At 42.9% G+C, this 17,321-nt stretch carries 9 protein-coding genes; 2 read left to right on the forward strand and 7 right to left on the reverse strand.

The window, feature by feature from the left end:
• Positions 1 to 8: 8 nt before the first annotated feature.
• Entirely contained in the window at positions 9 to 1,355 is a 1,347-nt protein-coding gene (locus J3P43_RS09970) for a sugar porter family MFS transporter (protein ID WP_255901742.1), read from the reverse strand.
• A 129-nt stretch (positions 1,356 to 1,484) separates the two neighbouring features.
• Between J3P43_RS09970 and J3P43_RS09975 the strand changes: the two genes are divergently transcribed.
• Positions 1,485 to 2,378, forward strand: a complete 894-nt coding sequence (locus tag J3P43_RS09975) for an AraC family transcriptional regulator (RefSeq protein WP_255901745.1) — start codon at positions 1,485 to 1,487, stop codon at positions 2,376 to 2,378.
• Between the two features lie 66 nt (positions 2,379 to 2,444).
• On the opposite strand, the gene J3P43_RS09980 is transcribed toward J3P43_RS09975, so the two are convergent.
• The 5 genes from J3P43_RS09980 to J3P43_RS10000 form a co-directional block, all read right to left on the reverse strand.
• Positions 2,445 to 3,647 (reverse strand): acetate/propionate family kinase, encoded by a 1,203-nt coding sequence (locus tag J3P43_RS09980; RefSeq protein ID WP_255901747.1) that lies wholly within the window; start codon positions 3,645 to 3,647, stop codon positions 2,445 to 2,447.
• 564 nt (positions 3,648 to 4,211) lie between these two features.
• Positions 4,212 to 6,305: a phosphate acetyltransferase gene (gene pta, locus J3P43_RS09985; protein WP_255901750.1), complete on the reverse strand. Its 2,094-nt coding sequence runs from the start codon at positions 6,303 to 6,305 to the stop codon at positions 4,212 to 4,214.
• A 178-nt stretch (positions 6,306 to 6,483) separates the two neighbouring features.
• Positions 6,484 to 7,317 carry a PepSY domain-containing protein gene (locus J3P43_RS09990; RefSeq protein ID WP_255901752.1) on the reverse strand — a complete coding sequence of 278 codons (834 nt, stop codon included), beginning with the start codon at positions 7,315 to 7,317 and terminating at the stop codon, positions 6,484 to 6,486.
• Between the two features lies 1 nt (position 7,318).
• Positions 7,319 to 9,622, reverse strand: a complete 2,304-nt coding sequence (locus J3P43_RS09995; protein ID WP_255901755.1) for a TonB-dependent receptor — start codon at positions 9,620 to 9,622, stop codon at positions 7,319 to 7,321.
• Positions 9,623 to 9,730: 108 nt separating this feature from the next.
• The gene (locus J3P43_RS10000) at positions 9,731 to 10,102 is read right to left on the reverse strand and encodes a hypothetical protein (protein WP_255901758.1); all 372 of its coding nucleotides are present in this window, start codon (positions 10,100 to 10,102) and stop codon (positions 9,731 to 9,733) included.
• A gap of 298 nt (positions 10,103 to 10,400) precedes the next feature.
• Between J3P43_RS10000 and J3P43_RS10005 the strand changes: the two genes are divergently transcribed.
• A complete protein-coding gene (locus tag J3P43_RS10005) occupies positions 10,401 to 14,477 on the forward strand; it encodes a hybrid sensor histidine kinase/response regulator transcription factor (RefSeq protein WP_255901761.1) in 4,077 nt (1,358 codons plus the stop codon).
• Between the two features lie 332 nt (positions 14,478 to 14,809).
• Here the strand turns inward: J3P43_RS10005 and J3P43_RS10010 are convergent, their stop codons facing one another.
• Complete coding sequence (locus J3P43_RS10010; RefSeq protein ID WP_255901764.1) at positions 14,810 to 17,227, reverse strand: DUF4982 domain-containing protein; 2,418 nt, start codon at positions 17,225 to 17,227, stop codon at positions 14,810 to 14,812.
• Positions 17,228 to 17,321 lie beyond the last annotated feature (94 nt).

Here is a 17,321-nt window from a genome sequence, read left to right on the forward strand (position 1 = left end):
AACTGGTATCAATGTCTTACAAAATTATCTTCGAGTTCTTCAAGAGTCTGTCCTTTTGTTTCTCTCACCTTCCTTAATACGAAAAGAAAACCTAGGAAACAGATGATAGCGTACAGGTAAAACGGACCGTAAGTCCCTAGTTTCTGGGCCAGAATCGGGAAGGTAAAAACGAGCAGAAAATAAGCTCCCCATAGCGATACGATCGCAACAGATGATGCCATTCCGCGAATGCTATTGGGAAATATCTCTGATATTAACACCCAGGTAACCGGTGCGAGAGATGTAGCATACATGCCGATAGCCAGCAATACAAAAATCGAGACAAATTCGGCAGAAGCCTGACTCTGTAACAGAAATGCCAACACGATGTATACCACCGACAAGCCCAAAGAGCCGATGAGCATGAGGGGGCGCCTCCCGAGTCTGTCGACCTGCCACATCGCCAGCAAGGTAAAAACCAGGTTCACGACTCCGATAGAAACCGTTTCGAAAAGCTGACGATCGAGGCTGGCACCAACAGACTCGAAAATGGTTGAAGTGTAGTTGAATACAACATTAATTCCACAGAGCTGCTGAAATACAGCGAGTGTAATCCCTACAACAACGGCAGGCCTCACACCTTTCTGGAAAACTGCCGAAAAGGACGGCCTGGTTCCTCCAATTAACGATTTTTCGATCTCTGCGGTTGTTTTCGCCACAAAATCGGCCGAACCGATGCTATGCAAAACTGCTTTTCCCTGCTCTATTTTGCCCGCCTTTAAAAGCCAGCGAGGGCTTTCGGGTAACCACACCACTCCCAGTAAAAATAAGGCAGAAGGCACCGCACCTATTCCAAACATCCAGCGCCATGCTTCCGGTCCGTTATCGGCCAGTGTGTAGTTAATTAAATTGGTTATCAGAATCCCTATAACTATTGTTAACTGATTGATTGCAACATTACGCCCTCTTACATGCGCCGGGGAAACTTCAGCTATGTACATGGGACTAAGAATGGATGCCATTCCAACTCCAATACCGGCCGCAAAGCGCATAGAAACGAAAAAGGACAGTTCGTCTGAAAAAGCCATTCCGAAGGATGACAGTGCAAAAATCCCCGCGGCCAGCATCAGGCCAGGTCGCCGGCCATATTTATCGGCAAGCTTGCCGGCAATTAAGGTCCCGACGATACAGCCTAGTGCCAGGGATCCTGTGAGAAAACCTTCCCACCATGCGGTGAAGTGAAATTTTTCCCGTAAAAACGGAAGTGCACCTGAAATGACAGCAAAGTCAAATCCAAATAGATATCCTCCTAAAGCGGAGATAAAAGAAATACCCAGGATATAACGGTGATTAAAAGTCGGGTTTGGTTTATCCATTTTACTTCGGGTTTCAATTGGAATTGTAAAGTTAAGTGATAACTCAGCATTCAAAATGGAGTAAGACTTTAAATAGATGGACTATCTTACGACAAAAATCCAAATCAAGGATTATCTTTGAAAAGGAACATGAGTAATATTACGGGCAATTTAAAGACGATCCAGGAAGGATTTTTAGGACAGAGAATGACTGTATTCTCACCCGACCGGCTTGCACGAATCGAAGAAAACGTCTTTGCTAAAAGCCTCTACCCCACAGCAATTGGCTACTATCCGAATGCTTCCTTCCACGAGCGGCACAGAAAAGGCGGCAGCGAGCAGTACATTCTGCTTTATTGCGTTGGTGGCAAGGGATGGATAAAACTCGATGGCGAAGAAGAATTTATTCTTACCCCGAATACATATTATATTCTTCCTAAAAATATTGCGCATAGTTATGGGAGTTCGCTGGATGACCCATGGAGTATTTACTGGGTTCACTTCAGCGGCAGCGCTGCCGACCTGCTCTATGAGAGGTTTATATCCAAGCTGAATATTCTCCCTACAATTCCGTATGACCCGGTTAACGTTTCAGCGTTCGATCAGCTATTTAATCTCTCAGAAAGCGATCTTGATGCCCAGGAAATTGAAATCCTGCATATCCGTTTACTGCAATTTATCAGTGCTTTTATCTATACCGGCAGCAGAACCAGCGATGAAAACGAGGACGACATACAAAGATCTCTACTCTTCATGAAGAGCAATCTCGACAAGAATATGCTGATCAAAGAACTTGCAAGCCGGGCTAACTATTCAGTATCGCGATACTCTGAACTGTTCAGGAAACGCACGGGCTATGCTCCGATCCAGTATTTCCTGCAGTTGAAGATCCAGAAATCCTGCCAATACCTCTACTTTACAAAAATGACCGTTAAAGAAATCTGTAAAGAGATTGGATTTGATGACCCGTATTATTTTTCGAGAATGTTTAAAAAACAAATGAATATCTCACCTACCCAATATCGAATACAGCACCAACGTTGATACTGATATTTGGAGTAGCAGCAGAATCCCGACAACTACAAGACCGCCCCCTGCCGAATAGAGACGCTACATCTCCCTTAATAAGCCCAGGCACTGATTCGCTATCTCCAATTCTTCATTGGTCGGAATCACCAGGACCTTTGTACGCCCATTTGCTGTATTAATTTCTCTGATACCAGGCTCTCTCTTCTGATTCTTATCTTCATCTAGGCTAATACCGAAAAAGTCCATGTCCTGGCAAACAAGCTTGCGGGTCAGCGGATCGTTCTCTCCCACCCCGGCGGTAAACACAATAGCATCGAGCCCGCCGAGAGCTGCTGCATACGAACCGATATATTTTTTAATACGGTACGCGTATAGATCGTAGGCGAGCCTCGCATTCTTGTCGCCTTTATCCATAGATTTCCTGATATCGCGCATGTCGCTGTACCCGGTGAGACCTAACATGCCACTGCGTTTGTTTAAAAGGTTACTCACCTGTTCAACATCGTAACCCAGATGAGAAACAAGGTGAAACACGATTGATGCGTCGATATTACCGCTTCGGGTTCCCATCACCAGGCCGTCTAAAGGGCCCATTCCCATACTGGTATCTACACACGTTCCTCCGTCTACTGCAGCCATACTGCAGCCGTTACCAAGATGAATGGTGATGATTTTGGCTGATGGTTTGGCCAGATATTCACTAGCCTGCTCTGCTACAAATTTATGACTGGTACCATGAAAGCCATATACCCGGATACCATAATCTGTATAATAGGAATTTGGGATAGCATAGCGAAAAGCTTTTTCCGGGAGGGTTTGATGAAAGGCTGTGTCAAAAACTGCGATCTGGGTGGCTTTTCTAAAGATCTTTTCCGCCACTTCTATTCCAAGATATCCACCTGGGTTATGCAAAGGAGCCAGTGGAAACAGCTTCTTGATCTCTTCTTTCACTTCAAGCGTAATCACGGTAGTTTTTGAAAAACTCTCGCCTCCGTGAACAACCCTATGACCAACCACTTCAATTTCATCGGGGTTCTGGATCACCCCGATTTCGGGTTCTGTGAGTAATCTACCCACTTCCTGCATGCCGGCTTCGTGATCGGGAAGATCGAGTGTCCGGCTGATCACCTGCTCATGGCCACCGGTATACACTTTATGCGTTATGATAGAATCCTCCAGCCCGATGCGTTCAACTAAGCCACTGCATATTGGCTGCTCTGACGGCATTTTAAAAAACTGGTACTTTATTGAGCTGCTGCCGGAATTAATTACAAATACGTTCATTAGAGAAAGTCAAAAATCAAAATTAAAAAGTCAAAAGGGCAAATTGCTTCATTTGAGAAAGTCATTAGAGAAAGTCAAAAATCAAAATTAAAAAGTCAAAAGAGCAAATTGCTTCATTTGAGAAAGTCATTAGAGAAGTCAAAAATCAAAATTAAAAAGTCAAAAGAGCAAATTGCTTCATTTGAGAAAGTCATTAGAGAAAGTCGAAAATCAAAATTAAAAAGTCAAAAGAGCAAATTGCTTCATTTGAGAAAGTCATTAGAGAAAGTCAAAAATCAAAATTAAAAAGTCAAAAGAGCAAATTGCTTCATTTGAGAAAGTCATTAGAGAAGTCAAAAATCAAAATTTAAAAGTCAAAAGAGCAAATTGCTTCATTTGAGAAAGTCATTTGAGAAAGTCAAAAATCAAAATTAAAAAGTCAAAAGAGCAAATTGCTTCATTTGAGAAAGTCATTTGAGAAAGTCGAAAATCAAAATTTAAAAGTCAAAAGAGCAAATTGCTTCATTTGAGAAAGTCATTTGAGAAAGTCAAAAATCAAAATTAAAAAGTCAAAAGAGCCGGTTCTTAACCTTCCTGGCTTTGAATAGCTGTAATAATAACAGTGTTAAAAATATCGTCGACGGTGCATCCGCGACTTAAGTCGTTAACCGGCTTATTCAGCCCCTGCAACATTGGCCCTATGGCTAAAGCGCCGGTTTCCCGCTGAACGGCCTTATATGTATTATTTCCCGTGTTTAGATCCGGAAAAATCAACACGCTCGCCTGACCTGCCACAGCTGAGTTGGGCATTTTCTGTTTACCAACAACCGGATCTACTGCTGCGTCGTATTGGATCGGTCCTTCAACTTTTAAGTCCGGACGTTTTTCTTTCACAATTTCTGTAGCGCGCCGAACCTTCTCAACATCCTCGCCTGCTCCCGATGTTCCCGAAGAATATGAAAGCATCGCAATCCTCGGCTCAATACCGAAACGCTGACTGGTTTCTGCTGAGGAAATAGCGATCTCGGCCAGCTGTTCTGCGGTTGGATTGGGATTTACCGCACAATCTCCAAATACAGATACACGGTCTTCAAGGCACATAAAAAACACCGAAGACACCGTAGAAATTCCGGGTTTTGTTTTAACGAATTGCAAAGCTGGCCTGATAGTATGCTGGGTAGTATGAGTAGCTCCAGAAACCATTCCATCAGCATGTCCCTTATAAACCATCATGGTTCCGAAATAAGATACGTCGGTCATTAGATCGCGGGCCATTTCCAGGGTAACATTTTTGTCCTTTCTCAATTCGTACAAAGTATTCACATAATCGTCATAATACTCCGAGTTTGCCGGATCGATGATATTTACCTTTGCAGGATCAAGACTTAGCCCAAGACGTTTTATCGAAGCCCCTATATCAGCCTGATTACCCAAAATGGTTAATGTCACTATCTCTTGCGCAACCAGGCGTGCGGCGGCTTTTAAAACCCGGTCGTCATCGCCTTCAGGCAACACGATGTTTTTGATCGTTCTTTTTGCCCATTTGCCAAGCTGGTACTGAAACATATGGGGCGTCATTCCATCAGACTCATATGTAACGATCTTCTCATCCAATAACGCAATATCTACGTGCCGGTTAAATGTATCAATCGCAAGCTCAATTTTTTTTACATTATCCGGGGTGATGCGCGCCTTAACTGCAGCGATCTCTGTAATTGTTTGAAAGGTGCCGGTTTGAACCGACATTATAGGAACAACGTTCTGCAAACCATTAATCAAACGAACGATTGGCTCTTCAGGCTCTGAACCTGCGGTAAGCACAATTCCGGCAACTTTAGGATAACTCGAAGATAAATTTGCCTGAAGAGACCCGATGATAATATCTCCCCGGTCGCCGGGGGTTACAATCAGAACATTCTCTTTTATATGATTTAAAAAGTTGGGAACATGCATCGCTCCGGTTACGAAGTTATCAACCTGGTTAGAAAGGTACTCTTCCCCAAAAAGGAGTTTTCCGTCCAAACTTTCATAAATCTCTTTGATAGTTGGGCTTTGCAAACCTTTATCAGCAGGAATTACCGCCAAAATAGTATCAGTAGGTAATTGAGCATTTAACAATTGTCGCACATCGTCAACCTGACCGTCGTGTATTTTATTGGCAACAATTGCAAGGACCTGAATTTCGCGGGCTTCAAAGTTCCTCAATAAGTTCAGAACGTCATTAATTATCTGGGCGGTAGTTTTTCTCTCACCCGATACCACCAATATCGCCGGCGCATTCAAATTCTTGGCAATACGTACGTTTGACTCAAACTCAAAAGCTGCACCCTCCCCATCATAATCACTTCCTTCTAAAATCGTAAAGTCATAGTTCTCTTCTAACTTTTTAAATTTGGTAATGATGGTATCTATCATCTCGCCCTGGCTCTCGCTCTCTAAATGGCGCATTGCTTCCTGGCGGGTGAATGCATATACGTCCTCAAAATTAATAGGCAAATTAAAATGCTCTATTATGGTTTGTATGTGAACATCTTTCTTCTCGCGCGGATCATGGTTAATGATAGGCTTGAAATACCCTATCTTCTGAGCCTTACCCAGCAGCATATTCACAAGTCCGAAAGCAACAATTGATTTGCCACTATATGGCTCGGCAGACGCTATAAAAATCGTTTTCGTCATAACATTAAATTACGTTCAAAAGTACTTCATACTATTTTAAATAGTGTGGCACCCATCATCTTTCAGAATGATATTAAACTGAAATCAAACGGTTATCCATACAACGCGCAGACTGCCGAAATGTAATGAATATCCCGATCTTTTGACCGGACTCATTCTTAGCTGCACTCTCACCGATTTATAATCGCCTTGCAAACAATCGAAAAAATAAAATCAATCCGCTCAAAACCAGCAGAACGAACGAAGCAGCAATACCAAACAGCCACCAGAATCGAAACTGCTGGCCCAGATCCGCTGTAAATCGGTACATATGCAACTGATCGAACACCGGCTTGACCGTAGATTCTATGGCCGGATACACATCTGAAACGGCGTGCATCAACCCGGTTACGGCGAATAATATCATAAATACTGATACACAAATCCCGATTCTGCGATGCCATAACTTTTCTTTCTGAGTTGGGTGTATCTGTTTCCTGGTTCTGAAGAAGGGTAATAGAAAATACAGATAAACACCCAACCACCCCGCCAATAGTGTTATCAACGAAAAGAAAATAATGCCGGTAGCACGAATTGACGGCCAGGGCTTCAAGAAATCCCACTTATGAAGATACCCGAACCATTTATGGATGCCGCGGCTGGTCTGGGTAGAACCACTAATGATCCTCTTTCCTCTGAGATCCACATATAATATGGTCTGATTGGCCGATGCCATGGTTGCCTGGAAAACTGGAAGCACCTTGTTCTTAGCGGAGTAGCCGAGGTTAAATGTCTCAATCTTTTGAATATTCTCCACCTTTGCATCTGATTGGTAACGCGCCTTAACGAGTATGGTTGTCTGCTCATAATCGCTTCCCGACAAACGCATTTCGTATGGAGCTTTCTCAAACGCGGGCTTGAACCATGCATTTGCCTGATGTAAAACTGCACTTCCGGCCCACATGGTAAAGGGTACGGTGGCAATGGCGCTGAGCAAACGGTGCCATTTATAAGCTTTCTTTCGTAAAAACATATTATTTTTTACTTAGCTGATAAGAAATGCCTGTATTGAAAGTTCTTGGTTGTCCTAAGTTGTAACTATATCCAGAAGCTGATTTGCTGGCGGCCACCGAATAATAAGTATCGGCTGCATTTAAAATATTAAGCCATACTTCGAACTGCTTAAATTGGTACGCTCCCCTCACATTATAGACATTAAATCCACCATACTTTTTTGAATTTATGTTATCGAGCCAATAACTGCTTTGATGCTGCCATTCTACACTTGTACGTAAATCTTTTAAAAACGCTGGTCTGTATGAGATTTCCCCGTTTGCCAAAAATCCGGGAGCGCCTGCCATCACGTTCCCATTGTAATTAAGTCCCTTTTCGACAAATTGAATGAAGGTATGTCGTGAATTTGCCGCGCTTAGACGCAGCTTCAATTCGGCGGATGGCCGATAATTTAACCCGTATTCAAAACCCAGATGGCTGGTTTTGCCTGCATTTTCGTTTTTTGAAGTACCATCGTCGGCCAGAACCGAAATAATTTCGTCGGTGCCTTTCATGCTGTAGAGGCTCCAGTCGGCAAATATCTTACCTTTGTAAAGTTCCAGCCAGCCCCCTAATTCATAATTATAGAATTTTTGGGGTGATAAATACGGCACTTTTACGCCCTGGTATAATTCGCTGATTTGCGGCGGAACAAAACCCTGACTGAAATTGGTATAGAAGCCAACGTTCTGATAATTATACGTAAGTCCCAGTTTCGGGGTAAAGCTCTGGAAGTTATTTTTTGTATTGGGTGCACCCGAAAATGCCGTGCCTGAAAGTTTGTTTTGGTAGTTGTAATGATAATAATCATACCGTATGGCGGCTACCAGCTTTAAACCTCTCCAAATTTTCTGATTGTAACTCAGGTAGGATGCGAGGTTCGTAATCGCCGTAGAATAACTACTTAAGGCCGAATCACTTTTTGAATATCCGGTAAAATAACCCGCTTCATCTTTGTCGATACTGATATAATCTGCCTGATACTTTGAGGGACTAAAATCCAGATTCGCACCAGCAGATATTTTACTTCCGAGCTTCTCAAGCTTCTGATCATGCTGCAAAAAGAGAGCGAACGTATTGAACTGGCTGGTACTAATTTCCCCATGCGCTTTAAACGGATTGCCCTGGTAAGTACCGGCAACCCTGCGATAATCATTTTTTATCTTGTAGGCAGGATTCTGATCAATGCGATTATCGCGGTAAACCAGCGATGCCTTGGTTTCAGCGAAGTCATTCCATCTATGATCAAGCTGCGATTTAATCCGCAAGGCTTTCACTTTACGGAATGTAAAATTGTTTAATGAAGAGAAATTTCTGCCAGCGTAGTGACTGCTGTCCAGCGCACCAAACATATCGCTATAATAGTTATTGTAGGATATGCCGTTGACCATTCGTGTGCCTGCGTTGAAGTTGTAATTGCTTTTTACACTAAGGGCGGCCTTGCTAAAATCGCTATGCTGAAGTCGTCCGCCGTTTTTGTCGGCGTAATAACCCGATACTAAAACTCCGGCTCTGCCGAAAGAGTCGCCATATTGAATATCGGTTCTTTTATAACCGTTGGTATTGGCCTGGATACTGATTTGCCCTGTGGCTTGGGCTGGCGCAGACAGGGTTATCACATTCACCGCCCCTCCTATTGCTTCCGCTCCATACATGGCCGATGCTGGCCCCCTTATCACCTCGATCTGCTTCATGGCTGCCATGTTCATTTCGATTAAAGCATTGTGATTGTATAACCCCGTAGTACGAACCGGTATGCCATCTTCCAGATACAGAAACAGGCTTTTTGTCGTCATCGGCTGCCTGATACTCATCTGATGCTGCTCATTACCAAGATTTACCATAAACACTCCGCTGGCTTTATTCAGCACCTGGTCAATCGAATTGGCTTTGGCTTCTTTCAGTATGAGTGTACCAATGGTGCTAATTGCCACCGGCGACTCGCGTCTGCTTTCGGCAACACGGCCTGCTGTAACAACTATTTCTTTAAGTGTTTGAATTTCCTGTTCAAGGGCAATCACATTGTCGTCAATATTCGGCTGATAACAGCAGGTTTGGAATCCGGCATAGCTAACGTACAACGTATCGGTGCGTAAAACAGAGACTTTATAGCTACCCGAAGCATCCGACTTCCCGATGTTTAAATTATTGACCTTTATGGAAGCACCCGCTATTGGCTCCATTGTCAATTTGTCTATCACTTTGCCCTGCAATTCTATAGTTTGGGCACGAGAATAACTTGTGAACGCACAAAGTATTCCCACGAAAAACGCTAGCGTTTTCATTTCACTCTCCTTTTGGATGAAATCAATTCATCGCATAAACATTAAACTAATACGGGCTTAAATCCTGAAAAGGATCGCCGTCTGAGATTTTGAAACAATCTCAATAAATCAGGAACGTATACCGGGAGGATGAAAAGGGCTTTCAGGCCAGCCTTTTTGCTTTTTATTATGATTTTGAAGAATGTAAATTAGCTTGGCAGGGATAACACAAAACTCGTGCACCCGCTCCTGAGCCGAGGCCAGGTAATACACGTCTTTTAAAGTAGTGTCGTTTGCTTCTTTTTGCTGTTTAGCCTCTTTCTGCGACTTTTTCAAATAACATTTGCCTTTGCAATTAAGCTTTGGCTTCGTTCTGTTTACACAGATTTTCGCCACAATGTATTCCATGTTCATTTTAAAGCCAACAGTGGCCAATAGCCCCGCAAAGCTTAAGCCTTGCAGGCACACTATCAGAAATACTGCTAAAGCCTTTCTTAACATATTGCAGATTGTTTTTCTCAACACTCTTAAAGCGATGCGCAAAGGTAGTATTATCCTTATAATTTGCAGTACCACAAAGATTATTCGGTGGCGCGCCATGGGCAGATATTAAAAAGCACATCCGCGAATAAGCCCTATTTATCTTTTTTTTTATCTATTTGATCAGATCTGATTAAAATTGCTCAATATTACAGAGCTGGGCTATTCGTGGGTAACTGCTATGCTCTTTTTTCCTTAAATTTAGGTCTAACCTTTTCCGCTTCTTTTGATGAACTTCATTCCGTTCAGATCTTTTTGTATGATTTTCCTTTTGAAAATTGTCGTTCCGTTAACCGCCCTGGCTGATCAGCCGGAGTTAAAGCTTACAAACATATCGAGAGAGCATGGACTGTCAAACAGCACAGTATTTTGCATTTATCAGGATTCGTATGGCTTTATATGGTTTGGTACCGGAGACGGGCTTAACAGGTACGACGGAGCACAGATGCAGGTATACCGGAACGATGCGAAAATAAATCACACGATCAGTGATAATTATGTGAAGTACATCTATGAAGACAGCCAGAGAAATTTATGGGTGGGGACGACAAATGGCCTAAACTTATTCGACAGGAAACTGGGCAGGTTCAAAAGATTTTTCTTCAACCCGGAAGGAAAATCAGGAAATGACATTAGCTGCGTCCTGGAAGACAGAAAAAAGAATTTATGGATAGGAACACATGGCGCCGGACTAGCTATTCTCGATAAAAAAGTGGGTAAGCTTCGTTCGATTGCTCCAGAATATAAAAACAAGGCGCCACTCAGCCTTAACCACATTAATCATCTGTTTGAAGACAGCAAACAAAATTTGTGGATCGCTACCAATCAGGGCATCGTTATATTGGACATTAAGCAGAAGCAGCTAAAAAAGCTTGATATTCAGGGAAAGTCAAGAATAGACGTGCGGACCATTTGCGAAGACAGTCAGGGAAAGAAATGGATTGCCACAGAGGGAAACGGAATTTTTGTTTATTCTCCGGGCACCGGTAAATTCCACAATTACAATCACCAGGAAAAGCAAAGTTCGAGCCTTGGGAGCAACCTGGTAAGAACCTTAATGATCGACAAGGATGGTAAAGTATGGTCGGGATGTGTTACGGGAGGGCTTAATCTGCTTGACTCAAAAACAAATTCTTTCTATCGTTATATCCCGGACCGGACGGTTTCTGCATTATTTGAAGATAATCAGGGAAATCTCTGGGCCGGAACGCACCGGGGCGGCGTTTACTTATACGCGCCAAATGCACAAAAATTCAATGTGGTGCAGATACAAACTTCGCCCCATATACTCAGCAATAACGATGTAAGAGCATTTTTTGAAGACAAGAAGGGAAATATCTGGATTGGCACAGATGGCGGCGGCGTATCTAAATATAACCCGGAAACAAAAAAAGCAATAAAATTCAGACACCAAACTGCAAGTCCAAACTCATTGGGGAGCGATTTTATCCTGGATATCATTGGCGACAATAATTCAAACGTCTGGATTTCTTCGTGGGGCGGCGGCATTAGTCTCTACAACGAAAAAAACAGCAAGTTTACCCGCTATCTTAACAGGCCGCAAGACAGCTCGTCTATTAGCTCAAATTATGTTCACAAAATGATCCCTGACGAAAAGGGGAATTTTTGGGTTGGCACTTACTTTGGCGGACTGAACTATTTGAACACAGTCTCGGGGAGATTCACGCGAATTCCGTCTACCCGGAATATCCCCAGAGCAATGTGGGGCAATAATGTAATTTCGATGTGTGAAGATGTAAAAAAGGGTAATCTCTGGATAGGTACAGATGACGCCGGGTTGAACTATTTCGATAAAGCATCGCAAAGCTTTCAACATTATTTCGTAGACGGGGCGAGCCTGCAGGAGATACGCATCATTTTCAAAGACCGAAAAAACAGGATTTGGGTTGGTGCGAAAGGAATATACTTATATAACAGGAAGAAAAACAGATTCGACCGCTACACCAAAGCACCTTCTTTAAATGCAGATTTTATTAAAGGCATTTTAGAGGACGACAAAGGGCATTTGTGGATCTCAACATTGAATGGACTTGTTAATTTAGATCCTGAAAAAGGCAGCACCAGGCGTTTTAACACTTCAGACGGGTTACAGAGTCTGGAGTTTGAAGCCAATGCAGTTTTAAAAACCCGCAACGGAGTGATGTATTTTGGTGGCATTAACGGGTACAATTACTTTCATCCCGAAAACATTCCAACCAACAACTTTATTCCGCCCGTTTATTTTACAGAGCTTTCTATCTTTAATAAAAGAGCCGTCCCTCTCGAAGAAGGTTCACCATTAAAGGAAGACCTTCCTTTTGTGCCCGTAATCAATCTCAATTATAAACAATCATCATTTTCGGTAAGTTACGCAGCGTTAAATTATACTTCTCCGAATAACAACCAATATGCCTATAAGCTAGAAGGATTTGACAAGGAGTGGAACTACGTTGGCAACGCTACCAAAGCATCTTATACAAACCTCGACCCAGGAGATTATATCCTGAAAGTTAAAGCGGCAAATAACGACGGTATTTGGAGCAATAGAATTGCAAATCTCGAAATCAGCATAGCTCCGCCCTTCTGGCAACGGATTTGGTTCCAATTAATTACAGTGGCATTGATCATCAGCATTGTGTACTATGTCCTTTCGCTCAAAAGGAAACTGGAACTCGAAAAGCTCGAAGAAAAAAAGAAAGACGAGATCCACCAGATGCAGCTGGAATTTTTCACCAATATATCTCATGAATTCAGAACGCCGCTTGCTTTAATTATAGGCCGGCTCGACAGGTTGGTTAAGGAGAATAGTAACAAGGACCTGCTTCCGCATATACGTTCTTTGTTTAAAAACTCGGCTCACCTGCTAAACTTGCTGAATGAGTTAATGGACTTCAGAAAAGTAGAGTCGGGTGCGTTGCAACTCCACGTTTCGAAAGGTAATTTAAGCTCGTTTTTGGATGAGCTCGCGGAAGAATTCATTATTTTGGCACAAGAGAAAAACATACAACTTTCGATAGAAAAGCATGAAGAAATATCCGAAGCCTGGTTCGACCGTCAGGTTATGGAGAAAATCATCACCAATTTGATTCACAATTCAATAAAATATACGCCGCCAGGAGGCCAGATATCTGTTGAAATTGTTAAAGAGTGGCCTGAACGCACATTTGAAAACGAATTATCTATCAGAAGTGGGTATAACCCCGTCGAAGCGCTGGGGATCCGCGTGAAGGATTCAGGCATCGGGATAACCCGCGATTCTTTAAAACTTTTATTCGAGCGATATTTCCGGATAACCGATGCCCATTTAGGATCGGGCGTGGGTTTGGCATTCGTAAAGAGCCTGGCAATGTTGCATAAAGGCGACATTTACGTATCGAGCGAGAAGAACCAGGGTACAGAGATCGTCATTTCTATTCCATGTACCGAAAACGACTATTCGGCAACAGAAAAGAGAACTGAACACACCAAAACTGGTCTCGATAACCTCGAAAGCATCCTAACTGAACCAGACATAGGCATTTTCGACCATACACCACTTGCAGAGTCAGACGAAGATATTTCTGCCGCCAATAAAAGACGGATTCTTTTGGTTGAAGACAACGATGAGATGAGGAATATGCTAAAAGAATCCCTTTCTGCCTACTTCCATGTTTCCGAAGCATCTAACGGCGCCGAAGGATACCTAAAAGTAAAAGAAGAGTTTCCGGAACTCATTATTAGCGACGTAATGATGGGAGTAATGGGTGGCATAGAGTTTTGTAAAAGAGTCCGGGAAAACATTGAAACTTCACATATTCCGTTTATCATGCTAACCGCCAAAAGCTCTCTGGAAGCACAGATCAGCGGCATTGAAACGGGTGCAGACCTTTATTTCCCAAAACCTGTCAGTGTACAGCTTCTTCTGTTAACTATCCAAAACATCTTCAATCAAAGGCGAAAGCTTAAGACTCATTCTGTAAAGGGGCACCAGGCTGAACTGAAAGAGCTCGTTCACTCTACAAAAGAGCGTGAATTCATAGTTAAGGTTCTTACAATAATTGAAAAATACATGGAAGACCCTAATTTCGATGCCGACCGCTTATGCCGTGAAATTGCAATGAGCAAAACTAATTTGTATCATAAACTTAAGAGCATAACAGGGCATTCGATTTCAGAATTTATCCGATCTGTAAGATTAAACAAAGCGAAGGAAATAATGGTGAATGAGGATGTATTGATAAATGAAGTGATGTTCAGGGTTGGGATTCAAACGCAGTCGTATTTCACAAGAGTGTTTAAGAGTGAATTTGGCACTACTCCCAGACAGTTTTTACAGGAGGTAAGGGCGAGGAACTAAGCTTAAAATAAAAAGCTTCCCAGTGAAGGAGGAAGCTTTTTATTTCGTTGCTACTATTGTTACTCTACCAGAAAAGCATCCATAGCTTTGCTGTACTAGCCGCCATCCCGCCAGACACTTAAAGGCATTCTGCTTCGCCCCTGGCGCCCTGCGGCTCCCAATAGATCACTCCCAGGCCTTTTTCGTCCGGAGCCATCCTATGTCAGCCCTTTCGGAAAAGCACGGGAACCAGTTTTACGCCTCTAATGGTACCACAGGATAAAAAAGTAAGCAGCAGACAAAAATGCTAAACTTCTTCTCAATTCTATTAATACTTACCACAATCCTTTCGCCTATTTAGAGACTAGTTTAACTTCTCCTTCTTTCAAGCCCTTTCCTTCAACAGTAAGTTTAATATCGCCAGGCTTGGTATCTGCCTGGACCAAGACCACTAACTTGCCACTAAAAAGCTTCATGGTTGGAAGATGAAACTGTTCCAGAGAAGTAGCATCGCCATTGCAGGCAGCCCTGAATTTACCGCTGCCGCTCACTTTGAAGCTCAATTGTTCATTTACAGTAGGACAAGGGTTTCCTTTTTCGTCAACCACCGAGACCGTTACAAACGATATGTCTTTACCATCTGCACTAATCTGTGTTCTATCGGGTTCAAGTACCAGGCGATGTGGTTTGCCAGGCGTTACAACACTCTGTTCTGCTGCAGCTTTTCCATTTTTGTCATAAGCTACAACTTTTACAGTACCAGGTTCATACTTCACATCCATCCACATTAAACGATAGCGGCTTTGCGGAGAAGAATCATTCTTTTTCCGCACCCCCATGCTTTTACCATTAATAAATAACTCTGCGCTATCAAAATTTGTATAAACAAATACGGGAGTTGTCTGGCCTTCTCTTCCGGGCCAGTTCCAGTGAGGCAAGATATGCAGGGTATTATCAGTAGTATTCCACCTGCTCCGATACAGATAGTAGCGGTCTTTGGGTATACCCGCGAGATCAACCATGCCAAAATAGGAACTCCGGGATGGCAACTTATTGTAAGGTGTTGGCTCCCCCAAATAATCGAATCCTGTCCATACAAATTCGCCAATTACCCATGGCTTTGTATCCTGAAGAATGAAATCATCTTCCGGAAGGTTTGACCAACTGCAGTATTCTAAATCGTATGAAGATGACTGTTGATCGGGATAGGTTTTATTGATACCTTTTACAACCGGAAATTTATAAACACCTCTCGAACTTACAGTTGAAGCTGTTTCTGAACCCAGAATAAAACCTTGGGGAAATTGTTTGTAGGCGTCTTCATACAAATGGGTACGGTAGTTCAATCCTGGCACATCAAGCACCGACCCAAAACCGGATGCCATGGTTGCCTTCACCTGATCCATACCCACAGTAACAGGTCGTGTTGGATCTTCGCGGTGAAAAATATCCTGAAGCCATTTTGCTCTTTTCGCCCCTTCAGAACCGTTTTGATCAGGAACCTCGTTGCCAGAGCTCCACATCACAATGCTGGGATGATTACGGGTAGCGTGCACCAGATTTACCACATCTTTCTCTGCATCGGTATTAAAAAAGCGAGCATAGCCATTCTTAACTTTTGGTTTCGCCCATTCATCGAAAGTCTCTGCAAGAAACATAAAGCCCATTTCATCGCAGAGTTCAAGTTGCTCTAAAGAAGGCATATTATGTGAGCTTCTAACGGCATCACATCCCATATCCTTCAAAATTTGCAATTGACGTCTCAGGGCCGCAATGTTAACGGCTGCGCCTAAAGGTCCAAGGTCATGATGGAGGCACACCCCTTTAAACTTCCGTACTTTTCCATTCAGGCTGAAACCAGATTCTGGCTTGAAACTGATCTCCCGTATACCAAAGCGCGTGGTGGTTTCATCTTTTAGCTCACTACCCTGATATAAACGGGTAACAGCCTTATAAAGATATGGGCTTTCAGGGCTCCACAACTGAGGCCTGGGTACTGAGAGATTTTGATCAAACTCTTTCCCGAAGCGCGTTTGTGTGCGGTCGTGGGCCACTGTATCACCTGCTGCGTTAACGATGAAGGTTCGCAACTGAAGGTTAGCACCTGATACCCTGGTTTTGATACTCACTTTAGCGAAATCACTTGAAATATGAGGAGTAGTGATAAAAGTACCCCACTGGTCAATACTTTCCTGATTTTTTACAATAAGGCTTACTTTCCGGTAGAGCCCGGCCCCCGGGTACCATCTGGACGACTGGCCGAGGTTGGTCAAGTTTACGGCAAGCACGTTTTTCCCGGCCTTGATATCATTTGTAATATCAAAGTAAAAGTAGTTGTAGCCATAGTTCCATTCTCCTACCTTCCTGCCATTTACATAAACTTTTGGCTCACTCATGGCTCCTTCAAAAAGGATCACCACCTTTTTTCCAGGCTTGAAATCTGACAGGTCAAAAGAATTCCTGTACCAGCCCTGCCCGATAAAGGGCAATGCGCCTGTACGACCGGTTTTCTCGGTAGCCTCTTGTTCGCCATTTTGAAGTATCGCCACTACCTGTTTGTCAGTATTTTTGTTGAAAGGGCCATAAATCGCCCAGTCGTGAGGCACCGATACCGTTTGCCAGTTTTTGTCGTTAAACTCAGTTTGATACGCCTGATCATTTATTCCTTTTGCGAATTTCCAGCCTGTAGAAAGTTCCGTTACTGAACGAGGCTGAGCAAAGGTAATAGTGGTTATTAAAATTGAAATTGAGAGTAAAAATTGTCGTTTCATTTGTTAGCTAAGTGCACGTTTATCGTAATTGAGTTTTTTTTAATATTATCTCTAAGTGCTTAGTTTCCGCTTCTGTCAACCGGAAGCCAACCAA

Origin of the sequence: Paradesertivirga mongoliensis (assembly GCF_024436395.1) — a bacterium.
Classification (GTDB): domain Bacteria; phylum Bacteroidota; class Bacteroidia; order Sphingobacteriales; family Sphingobacteriaceae; genus Paradesertivirga; species Paradesertivirga mongoliensis.